This is a genomic window from Winogradskyella sp. MH6 (assembly GCF_022810765.1).
Taxonomy (GTDB): Bacteria; Bacteroidota; Bacteroidia; order Flavobacteriales; family Flavobacteriaceae; genus Winogradskyella.
On the sequence record NZ_CP094494.1, the window covers coordinates 463,483 to 478,777 of the forward strand.

Consider the following 15,295-nt stretch of genomic DNA (forward strand, 5'->3'; position numbering starts at 1 on the left):
ATTGCTTTTTAGAATTGAACATTTAACAACTCACCACTTATTTGAAGTAAGGTAAGCTCAGCTAATTTTGCATCGTATTTTGCCTGATTTCTACTCAATTCTGCATTTAACAAATTAATTTGAGCCTGTCTAAATTCAATTGAATTGACTTGCCCTATTTTGAATTTTTCCTGAGTTCTATCGAAGTTGTTTTGTGCTGTTGTAATGTTTTTATCTTGAATATTGTAAATTTCTAACTTATTCATATAATCATCCCAAGCATTGTTAAAGTCGCGCTCAATACTCAGTAGAATATTTTCTTTTTGAAGTTGCTGCGTTTCAAGATTAATCTTGGCATTTCTCACTCTATTGATGGTTGCTCCTCCATCAAAAAGATTCCAACTTAAATTTAAACCACCTGACAATCCTGTGTTTGTAGATGTTGTTAAAAATGATGCTGCATTGTTGTTATTCTTGTTCCAACCGTACGAACCCGTTAACCCAACAGTTGGTAAATAGGCTGACTTACCAGAATTAATGTCTAACTTACTGATTGCAATATTTTTTTCGGTTTGAAGTAAAGCTACATTTCGGCTTTTTGCCTGCTGAAAAAGACTATCTTTTTGAAATTGCAATGTAAAATCCACTTCTGTTTCTACATCATAATCCTCAGTAAATGTTTCTCCCAAAACCAATTTTAAATCGCGCTTAGCATTTTTTAATTGCTGCTTTGTATTGATGATATTAATGCTATCGTTATTGATATCAACTTCGGCATTTAAAACTTCAAGTTTTGTGTTTTGCCCATATTCAAACTGATATTCTGCTCTTACCAATCTATCTTTAGTAACTATCAGAGTCTCTTCTAAAGTATTTAAATTATCAGACAATTGTGCCACATTATAATACACAGAAAACATCTGAATAATTGTATTTTCGATGGTTTCTCTTGCTTGTAACTCGGTTAATTGGTACTGTTCCTTCAAACGTTTGTAGTTGTAACGTCTTCCTAAACCATCAAACAAGGTGTAGTTAAGGTTAACACTAGCATTATATCTTGAACTTTCTGCCCCATTTAAAACCGTGACGTTACCATTAGAAAATTCGGCTTCTGTATTATCTAAATTGTAGGTAGCACCAGCATTTCCTGTAACTGTAGGTAAATATCCAGAATTTAAGATACTTGCGTTATTTTCAGCCACAGCAACATCATTCTTGGCTATTTGTACACCATAATTGTTTTCTAACGCTTTAGAAACAGCTTCTTCTTTTGTTAGTACATTTTGAGCTTGTAGATTTACGCAACACAAAACGCCCAAGACAATCAATATCTTCTTAGTGATCTTCATTACCTTCATTTTTTTCTTTTATAGCGCGTTCTACTTCCTCTTTAGTGACATCATTACCTGTAGCTAACCATTTAGTATTCTTCTTAATATTATTACTGAATGATAAAAATAATGGTAATACCAATAATGTTAAAATAGTAGCATAAGCAATACCAAAGGAAATGGAAATTGCCATTGGTTTTAAAAACTGAGCTTGTCTACTTTTCTCTAATAATAAAGGTGCTAAACCTGCAATAGTGGTTAATGAGGTTAGGAAGATAGCTCTAAAACGCGATTTACCAGCTTCGGAAAGTGCGTCGTCAAATTTCATTCCTTCTTTTAGATTACTGTTGAATTTTCCAATGAGCACCAATCCGTCATTGACCATAATACCAATTAAGGCAATGATACCCAAAAGTGACAATATATTTACCGGAAAACCTAATAGCCAATGTCCCCAAGCTACAGCTGTTAGACTAAAAGGAATTAACAAAATCAACAATAAAGGTTGCGAATAACTTCTAAACGTAAATGCTATGGTAATATAAATTAACAGCAATATTATTGGACCTGCAACTGCCAATGAACTCGTTAATTTTCCAGCCTCTCTATTTTGCCCTTCGTACGATGCATTTATAGTTGGATACTTTGATTGTAACTGTGGTATGAACTCAGTTTTAATATCTTCTAAAATATCAGTGTTGCTTGTAGTAGGATCTTTTAAATCTGCATAAACCTGAATTTCTCGTTTACCTTCTAAGTGATTGATAGCCACATCTCCACGCTCTATACTATAGGTTGCTATATCTTTTAAAGTTACACGCTCGCCTGTTGGTGTTACGATACGCATATCGTCTAAATCGTTAATAGAACTTCGGTTGGTTTTATCGTAACGTACCCAAACTCTAATTTCGTCTTGCCCACGTTGAAAACGTTGTGCCTGAGCACCAAAAAAACCCGAACGCACTTGAGACATAACCGTCCTTAAATCTAAGCCCAATAAGTAAGCACTTTCCTTGAGTTCTAGTCGAATCTCCTTAATACCTGCAGGATCGTTATCACCAATATCTTTTAGTAAAGGATTAGACTGTAAGTATTTTTTAAGTGCTTCCTTAGATGCTTTTAGTTCTTCAATATTATTACTTAACAAAGAGACTGAAACAGGATTTCCTCCAAAGTTTCCACCAGAACCATATATCAATCGTTCTGTACCAATAACAGGACCAACCAACTCTTCTAATCGTTTTGTAATTAGAAAAGATTGAATCTCATCTGGTCGTTCTTCACCTGGCAATAAGTTAATTCTTAAATTGGCCGAAGAACTACTATTAATGGATACTATGGTATTTTCAAATAGCTGTTTTCCTGTGCCTTTTAGATACTTTTCTGTGAGTTCTTCATTAACGATGAATGATTTTTCTTCAATCATAGAAATGATGGAATCGGTAATCTTAACATTGGTACCAGCTGGCATTACCAACTCTATATTTGCCGAATCGCTGGCTATTCTTGGAAAAAAGGTAATACCAATTATTCCACCTAAAAGCGAGCCAAAGGTTAAGACCAAAAGCGCTATAAAAATACCAAGTGCCAATAGCTTAAATTCCATAATAAACTTTAAAGTTGGCGCATATACCCTATCCCGTAAGTAAGACATAAAACGATCTCCAGATCGGTTTAAACCACGCATAAAAGCAAAAAATCCGTTGGACGATTTCTTATTGTGTAAGTCTTCTTTTTTTATCCTTAAAGCTTTAGAATGTGCCAAATGTGCAGGAAGGATAATCAATGCTTCAATAAGTGATACCACCAACGTTAATATTACAATGACCGAAACCTCACTAAAGAATTCACCTATTCTACTTTCTAAAAAGAAGAATAATGAAAAGGCTAAAACCGTTGTTGTAATTGCTGAAACCACAGGTGGAATTACTTCTAAAGTTCCGTCTATTGCAGCTTGTACTGGCTTCTTTCCTTTTTCGTAATGTTGATAAATATTTTCTGCAATAACAATACCATCATCTACCAAAATACCAATAACGATAATCATCCCGAAAAGTGACAATACATTAATAGTAACATCGAATTGGCCAGCAAACATAAACATTCCTAAAAAGGAAATCGGTAAACCAAAGGCCACCCATAATGCTAATCTTGTATTTAAGAAAATAGACAAGAACAATAAAACCAACAGCATACCGACTATGGCATTTTCTGTAAGCAATTGTGTTCTTTGGTTAAGCGTAATGGATAAGTCGCGCACTACACTAAGATGAACATTGGTGTACTTATGATTATACTCCTCTATGTACTCTTTTACTTTATCCGCAGAACTTATTAAATCCTCATTGTTGGTGCTTGTAATAGATATGTTAACTGCCAATTCTTGATTAAAATAAGTAGCATTTGGTGTTTCTGAAAAACGGTCTCTAATAATTGCGACATCTTTAAGACGAATAACTTTTCCGTCTGCTGTAGCTCTAACAATGATGTTAGACAGCTCTTTACCGTAATACTCTCTATTATTGGCTCTAATTAAATATTCTTCGGCAACGGTTTTTACGTTTCCACCTGTTACCAGAATATTTGAATTGCTCACTGCAGTAGCAACATCGTTGAATGTTAAATTGTAAGCCAGCAAATCGGTTTCGTTGACTGCAATTTCGATTTCTTCTTCTGGGAAACCAGAGAGTTCTATCTGGGAAATGCCGTCAATGGCTCTCAAATCGGTTTCTACCTGTCTTGCTAATTGCTTTAGGGTCGCCAACGGAATATCTTTACCACTAATGGCAAAAGAAATGGTTTCTCTAATCGCTTCTTGTTTTGAAACCACCAAAGGCTCCATTCCTGTCGGAAAAGATGGCACACGATCAACTGCATTCTTAACTTCTAGTAGCATAAAATCGAGGTTTTCACCTTTTTCAATCTCAACAGTAATTGTACCGCTGTTTTCTCTAGATATTGAAGTAACTCTATCAATGCCTTTTAATCCTTTGAGATTATCTTCAATTTGAAGCACGATACCTTCTTCAATCTCTTGTGGCGAAGCACCAGGATAAGTAATGGCTACATTAATTATCTTAGATTCGGTTAATGGGAAAAACGAAGATTTTAACGACAAAGCGCCAATAATACCAAACACAAAAAATGCAAGTATAAAAACGTTGACTGCAACGTGGTACCTTATAAAATATTCTATTATTTTTCTCATTACTCAGTAGAATCTGTAGTTGCAGCTTTAACTTGCATACCTGCATAAGCTCCTGGCACTGGTTTTCTTAGAATAATCGTTCCATTTGGCACGTCTTTTAAAACCACTGTGGCATCTGAAAAATGTGCAGGTTTTACTGGAATAACATCCAAAAGACTGTCTTTTACCACGTATATTTCTTGACTATCTAACAACAAATTCCTATCTATTTCTATAGCATCATTTACCTTTTCTGCATTAAGACTTGCTTCTAAGTACATTCCTTCTTTTAAATCATCGTGTTTTACTTCAACAAAAGCTGTGATGGTTTGGGTTGTGGCATCTATACTTCCGTTAACTCTAGAGACTGTTCCTTCGTATGTTTTTGTTTTTTCTAAATTGGTAAGTGTTACAGCTTCACCTTCTTTTAGCACATCTGCATAAGATTTACTTACGGCAACCTGCATTTCGTAAACCAATGGATTAATAAATTCACCCAACTTTTGTCCACTTCTTACAAGTGTTCCTTCTGTAACTAGTGCTTCTGTTAATATCCCTGTAAATGGTGCTGTAATTCTATATTTTGCTAAGCGTTGCTCTAGATTTTTTACATTGTAATATGCACTCACAATGCCACGACCTGTTATAAAATAGTTTTCCTTTTCACCAGACATTTCTGGTAATTGTGGTGTGCTTTTATTTAAATCGAAACCATTAAGATAGGCTTGCCATTTAGGATATACATCTGTAAAATCTAATCTCAAATCTGGCATAATCGCAGCAATACTATTATAAAGATTGCTTTTTGCAGATTGTACACTTGCATAATATTCTGAAGCATCTAAACGAATAAGCGTTTCACCTTTATTGAATTTTTCACCAGCCTTAAAAAGTTTATTCCCGGTTTTAAACACACCTTGAACCTCAGAATACAACTCTACACGTTGCTTCGCCATAAGATTTCCATTTGCTGAAATTACAATTGGTACTGTTGTATTTTTTACAGTATCTACCAAAACCGTCTTTACCACTTTTGGCACTACTGGCTTGGGTTTGTTTTTGTTAGCAATAAGATATTTTGCAAAAAGGAATGCACCAACGATTAGAGCAATACCTAAAATGGAAAGAATAATTTTTCTTGTCATAATGAAAGCGGTCATCAATAACTTGCAAAGTTATTCTTATCATTATGCGCAATCGTTAAAATAATCTTAATGTTACTATGAAATTTCCTCGATTTGAAGCGTTACCTCTTCCCAATCTTCCATCAATTGTTCTAAGCTTTTCTTCTTTTCTTGGTAGTGGTCAAAGAATTTTGGGTCAGAAGCGGTGTTATCGTAATCTGTTTCTAGCTTAAAATCATCTTCTTTTATAGCTTTTTCCAGCTGATTGATTTTAGCTTCAATATTACTTAGCTTATTATTTAACGACTTTACTTTTTTCTGGTCTTCGTAGCTTTGTTTATTGCTTTCTTTAGGTTTATCCTCAATAACTGTACGCTTTTCGGCTTCTCTCAGGTTTTCAATATTGCGTTGCTCTAAATAATAATCGATGTCTCCAAGATATTCCTTGATGTTTTGATCCTTAAACTCATAAACCGTTTCGGTTAACCCTTGAAGAAAATCCCTGTCGTGAGATACCAAAATTAGAGTCCCTTCAAACTTTTTGAGCGCATCTTTAAGGACGTTTTTAGACTTAATATCTAAATGGTTTGTTGGCTCATCCATTATTAAGACATTTAACGGTTGAAGCAACAATTTTGCCAATGCCAAACGGTTACGTTCACCACCAGACAAGACTTTAACGTATTTTTCTACTTCTTCTCCTCTAAATAAAAAGGCACCTAAAATATCGCGAACTTTACTTCGATTAGTTTCATTAGCAGCATCAATCATCGTATCCAAAACGGTTTTGTTACCGTCTAAATATTCCGCTTGATTTTGAGCAAAATAACCTATTTGAACATTATGCCCTAGATTGACGTTACCTTCGTGTTTTATTTCGCCAACAATAATTTTTGCTAATGTTGATTTTCCTTGACCATTCTGCCCAACAAAGGCTGTTTTCACATCTCTTGGTACGGTTAAATTTACATGGTTGAGCACTTGCAAATCTCCATAATGTTTTGATACGTTTTCTATCTCAACTACAACCTTTCCAGGTGTAATAGACACCGGAAAATTTAGCGTCATTACACTATTGTCATCCTCATCGACTTCTATGCGTTCAATTCTATCGAGCTTTTTAATAAGTGACTGTGCCATTGTAGCTTTTGAAGCTTTGGCTCTAAATTTTTCAATTAGCTTTTCGGTTTGCTGTATTTGCTTTTCCTGATTTTTTTGTGCAGCTAATTGTTGTACCTTCATTTCCTTCCTTAACTCTAGAAACTTGCTATATGGCTTATTGTAATCGTAAATTCTACCTAATGAAATTTCAATAGTTCTGTTGGTTACATTATCTAAAAACATCTTATCGTGCGACACGATGACTACTGCGCCTGGATAGATTTTCAAAAAGTTTTCTAACCAAATAATAGACTCAATATCTAAGTGGTTGGTAGGCTCATCTAACAATAACAAATCGTTATTTTGAAGTAATAACTTTGCCAACTCTATTCGCATTCTCCAACCACCTGAAAAAGTGTCTGTGAGTTTATTAAAGTCTTCGCGCTTAAAACCTAAACCTTGAAGAATTTTTTCGGTGTCTCCTTGATAATTGTAACCACCTAATATTTCGTACTGATGCTGAATGTCGTTTAAATCTACCATTAACTGATGGTAAGCTTCGCTTTCGTAATCTGAGCGTTCGGCTAGCTGAGTATTAATTTTTTCCAACTTAGCTTCACACTCTTTTATTTCTTTGAAAGCTTCGTAAGACTCTTCTAGAACTGTTTTACCAAAATCGAAATCAATATCTTGCTTAAGAAATCCTATTTTAAGGTCTTTATCTGCTGCTATTTGCCCAGAATCAGACTCTTGTTCTTTGGCTAAAATTCTAAGCATAGTTGATTTACCTGCACCATTTTTTCCTATTAAGCCAATGCGGTCTCCTAGACCTAGTTTAAACGTGATGTCCTCAAAAAGATATTCGCCTTGAAATGATATAGATAGGTTATGGATATTTAGCATAATTTGATTAAATATTACAATTGTTATTATTGTTACAATTGTTACAATGGTTGCATGGTAATGACTTATCTTTGTAAGCCTTAAAAACGCAAAAATAAAGGTTTTAGCTATGATAAGAAAAGGAATGAAATTATATAGTATACTTTTTGGTGTTTGCCCAAAGTGTCACCAAGAATCTATGTACGTTAATAAAAATCCTTATGTTCTTTCTAAGGTTATAAAAATGCACGACCATTGTTCGCATTGCAAAACAAGATACCAAATGGAACCTTCGTTTTTTTACGGCTCTATGTATGTGAGTTATGGTGTAGGTATTGCTTTTGCGGTAGCTGCATTTATAACAACTTATGTCATTTTTGAAACTTCAGTTACTACTGCATTTATCAGTATTGTTTTAACCTTGGTGCTTTTATTTCCTGTAATTATGAGGCTTTCGCGTAATATTTGGATAAACATCTTTATGAAATACGATAAAGAACTAGCTAATAAAGTGACAAAGTCACAAAGTTAATACCTGTATCTTATTGAGTTTTGTATTAAACTCTAATCTAAGCAAATCTATTTACATCAATTTCAGAATCTAAAGGCTCATTATTTTCAATGAATTGATAGAGTTTTTCTGACACATAAGGTGCAATCATTACTCCTCTAGTTCCTAATCCGTTTAAAACATATAAATTTTTATGTTCGAGATGCCTGCCAACTAAAGGCCTTCTATCTTTTACTGTTGGACGTATGCCTGCCAAGTGCTGAACAACTTCAAATTCACAACTTAAAAACGTTTTGAGCTTACTCATCAATTCTTCTTTTCCTTCCTTTGTTGGTTGATTGGTTTTGTCTTTCCAATTATATGTTGCACCGACAGCATACATATCATTTTCTAATGGAATAATAAAGACTGAAGACTTTATACCATAATTAATATTAAGGTTTGGAGCTTTGATAATTAATACTTCTCCTTTTGTTCCGTTTAATGGAATGTGATTGAAATAAGGATTTTTCTTAACGCCAAAACCTTCTGCAAAAATTATTTGTTTGGCTTCAATATTTCCATATCTAATTAGAGTAGATTCTATTTGAAGCTTTTGATGAACAAAACTATCTTCTATTAAACTTTGATTTTGTTTTAAAAAGTCTTTGTAGGAACTTATAAGTTTTTCAGTATCTAATCGACCAGCATGCAATACTTCACCAAAACCAAATGGAGCGTCTATTGCATCATTAGTATTTTTAACTAACTGTGTTGAAAGATAAGGTTCTAGTTTAGGCTTATCGGAAGCATTAAACCAAAGATTTTGTTCTTCGATTGATGAAAACCTTCTTAATAAACAAAGCTTATAATCTATTTTAATATTTAAATCGTCTTCTATTTTTTTATAGACAGGTAAAGCAATATCTAATTGTTCTTTAGCTTTCCAAACCTCCGAAAATCGTTTTAAAATAACAGGATTGTACAAACCAGCTGCAACAATAGATGACTGTTGTGAGCTGTCATCAAAAACAACAAATGTTTTATTGTTAGTCCTTAATTGCTCACAAAAGGCAATACTAGCTAAACCACAACCAACAACTATGTAATCAATACTTTTCATCATTATACAAAAATAAAAAACGCCCACTTAAAAGTGAGCGTTTTTTGTATTGTTTGAGAGTTATTAGTAACTCCACATATCTTGTTCAAAATCTCTGATCTTATCTTTGATACGTTCAGATTCTAATAACTGCATTAAAGCATTCTCAGCTACATATTCTTTAATCTCTCTATCACCATAAACGTTCTCTTCCTTGTATATAATACCGTGAAAACGACGACTGTTTAGTAAGTGATCAAAAGAAATTGGAGAAGAGCTATTTTTGTTGTTAAAAGCTTTAGCTTCATGAAGTATCTCTCTTACTTCTGGGAAGAATACCCAAAACATCGCTATAGGTTCTTTCTGGGTTTCATCTTCAGAATCAATGAAGTTAACATCTGGCGCTGCAGGTGCTATACCAAGTATTCTGTACTTTAATTCGCCTTGACGCTTATCAAAGTACCACAACCCTTTTATAAGGTAAGAGCTAATATCTGCAGGTTCAATGTTTCTTTCGATAACATATTCTTCTGGCACTTCATCTTCACCTACGCCATTTTCATTCATGTAATCAATACCAGCATTAGTGATTTTTCTCATTTTTAAAGCCGCTTCAATATCCTTAAGCGTACGCTCCTCAGTAAAATAAGAATCACCATAAATTCTGGAAATCATACCGCTTTCGATATTCTCCATCAAAACCTTGTATAAAGACTTACGATCATCTCCCAAGTTTCCTTCTACAGGGAAATATAATGGAAAATTTACACGCTCGTCTAATACAACTTTTTCCCAAATCATTTTTGAGAATAAGATGTCTCTATCGCCTACATAACCATATTCTAAAGGCTTATCATTGTCTAAAAGCAATTCAGCTTCAGTCTTCATACCTATTTCTTCAGGTATTTTTGCGTTTAGGATATTAGCTTGAGCTAAAACACTATTTGCAGCTAAAACCATTAATCCTGTGTATATAAAGCTTTTAAATTTCATCTTATTATTTATTTGGGTTTCTTTCTTTTTTAAACGTTACTAATATTGATTAATTGTCTTTGATTAGTTACTAGTAACTTCAACAATTACAGGTGAAACGTTTTTAAGATTGTATTTTGAATTACCTTGGATTTTTGCTTTTATATCAAAAATTGTAATGTTATCACCTCGTCTAGCTTTACTTATAGCAGACTTAGCTTGCGCATTCATTTTTGTACCAACAACACTAATTGTAGGTTGACCTGGCACTCTCATTTTGAATGAAGTAACTACAATCGGTAAATCAAAAACAAAATCGTCTAACTTGGCAGATACAGTACCTATCTCAACGTTACGCTTAGGTAATTTTACAACACCTGTCTGACCAGCTATAACACCTGTTGGCGCAGGAATATCTTTAATTCTAAACGTTTTACGATCGCTTACTTTTGAACCATCATCTAAAGTACCTGTTACATTGATTGTTACTTCGCTACCAGTTCCTGGATTCATTACATATTTACCTGCTCCACCAACTGGTTTTAATCCTGTTCCACTAGCTTGTACTTTATTGTCTGCTATACCTGCAAATGAAATAGTCATTGGGTTTTCTACACCACGATATACAACATTCATTTTATCTGCTGAAATTGTAGCAGAGTTTGGTCTTGGTACAACTACATACTTACCATTGAAATTAATAGGCAGTTCTTCACCTTTTTCTAAGAATGTAAACTGTCCGTTAATATCGTGCTCACCAACGTTACCTACTGTAAACTCAATTCTTGCAGCACCAGTTGAGTCAATCGCACCTTCTCTGTTCATATCTAAATCAGTATCCCCAACTTTTAATTTTGTTGGTGTTACATTAGCATATTTTCCTAAAACTACAGAACCTGTAAACTTCTCTCCAGCAAAAAATGCATTTTTGTCTGGTATAACGATTGCAGTATAGTTTTTTAAAGACGTTGCTTCATCAACAGTATTTCCTAAGAATACATTATAAAGGTTAGCTTCAGTTGCTTTAATATCATTCTGCATTGCAGTTAACTTGGTATAAGATGCTACAGCTGGAAATCCTTGAAAGTTATAATCTAACCAGCTTTGTTTTTTACCATCTTTATTAATTACTTCTGCAGTACTAAAACGACGTTCTAAAGTCTCTTTAGCTGGGTTGTAAGCTACGTCGTCACCCAAAAGCTCATTTATATCAGCTTTGTATTTATTAATTCTATCAACAAATGCCTGACCTTCTTTTGTTAGACGATCTCCTGTAAACCATAATTCATCTAATGCATCACCTTTGTCCATTTCCTCTGCCGGTAAACCACCTTCTTCTTTGAACTTTTCAGCATAGTTTCCTTTATTTAAAATCATTGATTTTTGTGATTCTAAATAAGTGAAAAATTCATTAGAAATAGAACTTACTTTTTGCGCATTGTTATAAGCAACACCAAAATCCTTTGGTTTTTCACTAGCTTGCTTTTCTAAGCCTTTCAAAAGAGTAGTGTTTGAAGCAACAGCTAACTCATTTGCGTTTTCAAATTTTGTATTAAATAAACTGAAAGCAGATAATATCTCCTTACTCGTTGTCATTGCAATCATTGCAATAAACACCAAGTACATTAAGTTAATCATTTTCTGTCTTGCAGATAATTTTCCTCCTGCCATTGTAAATTAGTTTTTAAATGTTAATTAATTAAATTGTTTATAAAAACTAATTAGTTTTTGTTCATAGCAGATAACATTCCACCATATACACCATTTAATGATGAAAGGTTTGATGCTAAAGAAGCCATTTGCTCTTTTAATTTCTGTGCATTTTCTACAGCCTCTTCATTGATTGCTGCCTGACGATTTGCACTTTCCATTTGTACTTTGTAAAGGCTATTTAAAGATTCCATCTGAGCTGCTGCTAAAGACATTTCTTCGCTATATTTCTTTTGAGCTGCCATAGAATCAACTGTTGGGCTGATACCTTTAGCTGCACCTTCAAAGTTTTTAATGCTGTTACCTAAGCTTGCCATTAATTCACCATCAATTTTAGCTTCTTTTAATAAGTTATCTAATTTTTTAGATAATAATCCTTCAGCATCTTTTGGCTCTTCTTTTTTAGCTTTTTTGCCTGTAGACTGACCACCTGCTAATTCTGGATATACTAACGACCAATCTAAGTCTGATTGTTGCCTTTCAAACGCTGAGTAAGTAAATACCAATGCTTCAACAACCATACCTATTGTTAAGATTAGAGAACCGTAAGGCCAGTGCTGGATTTTGAATAATGCTCCAACAATTACGATTGCTGCTCCTAATCCGTAGACCATGTTTGTTACTGTGATTTTACCTTTCTGTGCCATAATTTGTTTGTTTAGTTTTTTAGTTTAAGTTAAATGGATGATAACTTAAGTAGGTTAATTTATTTAGGTTATCGGTTTTGTTTATTTTAGTTAGTTGCTGCGTTTTTAGTTACCTCAGTTCCCATGTAATCTTGTACGGTTCTGAAACCAATATAACTTCTTGCTGAGTCCGCATACTCATAATCTCTAGAACTTACTTGTAAGAAGTAAGCAACATCTTTCCAAGATCCACCTCTTACTACCTTGCGAGAGTTTTCAGGATCATTGACATTAGGATTGATTGTTGATGAAAATTCATAAGAAGCAGGATCATAAGAACCGTTTACCCATTCTGAAACGTTACCTGCCATGTTATATAAATTAAAATCATTTGGATCATAAGCATCAGCCTCTACAGTATATAATGCTTGGTCTGCTGCGTAATCTCCTCTTAATGGTTTGAAGTTAGCCATGAAGCATCCTCTATCATTCTTAGTGTAAGGTCCACCCCAAGGATATGAAGCACCTTGTAATCCTCCACGAGCAGCATATTCCCATTCTGCTTCTGAAGGTAATCTGTAGGAGTTTACTGCCTGTCTTCCTTTACTCTTTTGGTAACCATTATGATAAAGTGTTCTCCATTGACAAAATGCTTGTGCTTGTTTCCAAGACACACCTACAACAGGATAGTCTCCGTAAGCATCGTGCCAAAAATAATCATTGTGCATTGGCTCATTATAAGAATACGCAAAGTCTCTAATCCAAGCTGTAGTATCTGGATATACCTCTACTTCTTCTTGCTGTATAACTTGAGAACGCTTAAGGCTTCTATCTTTTGCAGCCTTAGCTATATCCATATATGTATACTGAAATTTAAATTGCTTTACATCCCAAGTACGCTGTCCATTGTAAGACTCTTCTAGTGGCAAGTACATACCATCCATAACCTCAGCATAAAGCTCATCTGGATAATCGTCAGTATCAAAATATAAATCTACATCATGATTAATTTTTCTTTGCTCGTTACCATAAGTATTTTGCATGTAACTCTCGTAAGCATTTAAATCCTCAGGATTAGCATCTAAATAAGCAAACTCACCAATATCGCCATTGCCTGGAGTTTTACCTTCTAAATCTGCCATCTCAGCTAATTTAAGCCTAAGAATAGAATCTCTTACCCAAAACACAAACTGTCTATACTCACTATTCGTAATCTCAGTTTCATCCATATAAAATGCACGTACTGTAGCCGTTTTAGTTGGAGCATCTTGAACACCAGCAATGTCATCGTCTGATTTACCCATAATAAAAGCCCCTCCTGGAACTAAAGTCATGCCATAAGGCTTCTCTGGGTGCCATTTTTTACCTTTAACACCTACTAATTGTCCGCGGTCTCCAGAATTACAACTGGCAACCAAAACCAATACAGTGGTAAGTAAAATAAATCTCTTAATATTCATAGTAACTCGAGGTTAAATTAGTCGTCCTTAATTTTAAGGTCGTAAACATATTTATATATTTTCTAAAAAACAACTTTTTTTGATTTTTTTTTGCATTTCGTCCTTAAAAAATGCATTTCATCGATAGTCTAAATGTTAAATTATCGACTAAGTGCTCCCTTTAAAAGCTGTTCTTCCTAAAGGCCTTATACCAACGTTCGGGTATTTCACCTTGAGTAGCAAGCACATAATCGGCATGCATGCATGGTAATAACGTGTGCTTTTTTAATTTATTATTAACATCTGGTAAAAAAGGTATTTCTATCCACCAGCGACCTGTTTTTATACTTTTAAAAAATATGAGCTCATCATCTTCAACCAAAACATTATACTTCTGAAACTCATTTTCATTATTAAAGTTATCATCTTTGACTCTACAATTAACTCCTTCTATAAAATACCAGATCATTTGCGCTATTAGCATAGAAGACGCAGAATCATTTTTAGAATTAATATACTCATAAATCCCAAATGAAGATACTTTATTACTGATACCTGCATATCGAGTAATTGCGCAAATTTCTTTTCCTGAAAAACCGTTAGGAGAATATTTTAAACTATCACTTACCTCAGCTGCTCTAATAGATTTTAAATCTATTGAAACTATATGTGCATCTCTTAACAATGGCTCTACCTTGTTTATATCTCCAGATATCTCACCTAAACGATATGACTCAAAGTACAACTTCTCCATAAGATCTATTTCTTCTTGAGAATTGAAATACGTTTGGTATCCTATTGTAGAATAATTAAATAGGTTATAAGGTTCTTCTACAATTACTTTCCCTACATAACTATTATTCTTAATCGGTAAGTTGGCATCACCTAAATCGAAGTTGGTATCTATATTAACAATATTAACCATGGGCATCAAATTATCATATGCACGATAATTAGAGTAGGTTAAATCTTGACTTCCCCCTAGAATAATTGGAATAATGTTTTTCTCTACTAAAACCGAAATAGCTGTACGAATAGCATAATAAGTATCTTCTACAGATTCTCCCGGAAGTATATCTCCTAAATCGGCAATATTTGAAATCCAATTTCCAGGAAATAGAGTATAGAGTGTTTTTCTAACAGAATCGAAATTGATATTGACTCCTATATAATTAACATCATTTCTGTTTTCTAGAACACCAATGATAGCAATTTGGACATCTTCTAAATCTGGAATACCGTTTTGCTTAGAGTGAATTTTGATTTTTTTTCCCAGCGCTTGTTGCGCTAATAGTTCTGAATGAGCTAAAACCGCATCTGAAACAGGCGTTAGAAAATTAAAATTCATAAAG

The 15,295-nt window shown here is 33.9% G+C and carries 11 protein-coding genes; 1 reads left to right on the forward strand and 10 read right to left on the reverse strand.

Translation table 11 applies throughout. The annotated features are described in order from the left end of the window. Positions 1-8 precede the first annotated feature (8 nt). The 4 genes from MST30_RS02270 to MST30_RS02285 all read right to left on the reverse strand — a co-directional run bounded on the left by MST30_RS02270 (position 9) and on the right by MST30_RS02285 (position 7,625). Entirely contained in the window at positions 9-1,328 is a 1,320-nt protein-coding gene (locus MST30_RS02270; RefSeq protein ID WP_243472792.1) for a TolC family protein, read from the reverse strand. Further along, positions 1,315-4,518 carry an efflux RND transporter permease subunit gene (locus MST30_RS02275; RefSeq protein WP_243472793.1) on the reverse strand — a complete coding sequence of 1,068 codons (3,204 nt, stop codon included), beginning with the start codon at positions 4,516-4,518 and terminating at the stop codon, positions 1,315-1,317. Before MST30_RS02275 ends, MST30_RS02270 begins: the two co-directional genes overlap by 14 nt. Then, positions 4,518-5,642, reverse strand: coding sequence for an efflux RND transporter periplasmic adaptor subunit (locus tag MST30_RS02280; RefSeq protein WP_243472794.1), 1,125 nt, complete (start codon positions 5,640-5,642; stop codon positions 4,518-4,520). Before MST30_RS02280 ends, MST30_RS02275 begins: the two co-directional genes overlap by 1 nt. 75 nt (positions 5,643-5,717) lie before the next feature. Beyond that, positions 5,718-7,625, reverse strand: a complete 1,908-nt coding sequence (locus MST30_RS02285; RefSeq protein WP_243472795.1) for an ABC-F family ATP-binding cassette domain-containing protein — start codon at positions 7,623-7,625, stop codon at positions 5,718-5,720. Positions 7,626-7,734: 109 nt separating this feature from the next. Here MST30_RS02285 and MST30_RS02290 point away from each other — a divergent pair, with 109 nt between their 5' ends. After that, positions 7,735-8,136 (forward strand): DUF983 domain-containing protein, encoded by a 402-nt coding sequence (locus tag MST30_RS02290; RefSeq protein ID WP_243472796.1) that lies wholly within the window; start codon positions 7,735-7,737, stop codon positions 8,134-8,136. A 37-nt stretch (positions 8,137-8,173) separates the two neighbouring features. Here the strand turns inward: MST30_RS02290 and MST30_RS02295 are convergent, their stop codons facing one another. The 6 genes from MST30_RS02295 to MST30_RS02320 form a co-directional block, all read right to left on the reverse strand. Then, on the reverse strand, positions 8,174-9,217 hold the full coding sequence (locus MST30_RS02295; protein ID WP_243473843.1) for an NAD(P)/FAD-dependent oxidoreductase: 1,044 nt from the start codon (positions 9,215-9,217) through the stop codon (positions 8,174-8,176). Positions 9,218-9,280: 63 nt separating this feature from the next. After that, complete coding sequence (gldN, locus tag MST30_RS02300; protein WP_243472797.1) at positions 9,281-10,189, reverse strand: type IX secretion system ring subunit PorN/GldN; 909 nt, start codon at positions 10,187-10,189, stop codon at positions 9,281-9,283. A 63-nt stretch (positions 10,190-10,252) separates the two neighbouring features. Beyond that, the gene (gldM, locus tag MST30_RS02305; RefSeq protein WP_243472798.1) at positions 10,253-11,839 is read right to left on the reverse strand and encodes a type IX secretion system motor protein PorM/GldM; all 1,587 of its coding nucleotides are present in this window, start codon (positions 11,837-11,839) and stop codon (positions 10,253-10,255) included. Between the two features lie 50 nt (positions 11,840-11,889). Next, positions 11,890-12,525: a type IX secretion system motor protein PorL/GldL gene (gene gldL, locus MST30_RS02310; protein ID WP_243472799.1), complete on the reverse strand. Its 636-nt coding sequence runs from the start codon at positions 12,523-12,525 to the stop codon at positions 11,890-11,892. A gap of 86 nt (positions 12,526-12,611) precedes the next feature. Next, positions 12,612-13,964 carry a T9SS ring complex lipoprotein PorK/GldK gene (gldK, locus tag MST30_RS02315; RefSeq protein WP_243472800.1) on the reverse strand — a complete coding sequence of 451 codons (1,353 nt, stop codon included), beginning with the start codon at positions 13,962-13,964 and terminating at the stop codon, positions 12,612-12,614. Positions 13,965-14,124: 160 nt separating this feature from the next. Beyond that, positions 14,125-15,291: a formimidoylglutamase gene (locus tag MST30_RS02320; RefSeq protein ID WP_243472801.1), complete on the reverse strand. Its 1,167-nt coding sequence runs from the start codon at positions 15,289-15,291 to the stop codon at positions 14,125-14,127. Positions 15,292-15,295: the final 4 nt, after the last annotated feature.

What these genes read in the sequence shown, in the direction of transcription:
- MST30_RS02285 (WP_243472795.1), bottom strand. Translation starts at nt 7,625, where the DNA reads ATGCTAAATATCCATAACCTATCTATATCATTTCAAGGCGAATATCTT.
- MST30_RS02320 (WP_243472801.1), bottom strand. Translation starts at nt 15,291, where the DNA reads ATGAATTTTAATTTTCTAACGCCTGTTTCAGATGCGGTTTTAGCTCAT.
- MST30_RS02295 (WP_243473843.1), bottom strand. Translation starts at nt 9,217, where the DNA reads ATGAAAAGTATTGATTACATAGTTGTTGGTTGTGGTTTAGCTAGTATT.
- MST30_RS02270 (WP_243472792.1), bottom strand. Translation starts at nt 1,328, where the DNA reads ATGAAGATCACTAAGAAGATATTGATTGTCTTGGGCGTTTTGTGTTGC.
- gldM (WP_243472798.1), bottom strand. Translation starts at nt 11,839, where the DNA reads ATGGCAGGAGGAAAATTATCTGCAAGACAGAAAATGATTAACTTAATG.
- MST30_RS02280 (WP_243472794.1), bottom strand. Translation starts at nt 5,642, where the DNA reads ATGACAAGAAAAATTATTCTTTCCATTTTAGGTATTGCTCTAATCGTT.
- gldK (WP_243472800.1), bottom strand. Translation starts at nt 13,964, where the DNA reads ATGAATATTAAGAGATTTATTTTACTTACCACTGTATTGGTTTTGGTT.
- gldL (WP_243472799.1), bottom strand. Translation starts at nt 12,525, where the DNA reads ATGGCACAGAAAGGTAAAATCACAGTAACAAACATGGTCTACGGATTA.
- MST30_RS02290 (WP_243472796.1), top strand. Translation starts at nt 7,735, where the DNA reads ATGATAAGAAAAGGAATGAAATTATATAGTATACTTTTTGGTGTTTGC.
- gldN (WP_243472797.1), bottom strand. Translation starts at nt 10,189, where the DNA reads ATGAAATTTAAAAGCTTTATATACACAGGATTAATGGTTTTAGCTGCA.
- MST30_RS02275 (WP_243472793.1), bottom strand. Translation starts at nt 4,518, where the DNA reads ATGAGAAAAATAATAGAATATTTTATAAGGTACCACGTTGCAGTCAAC.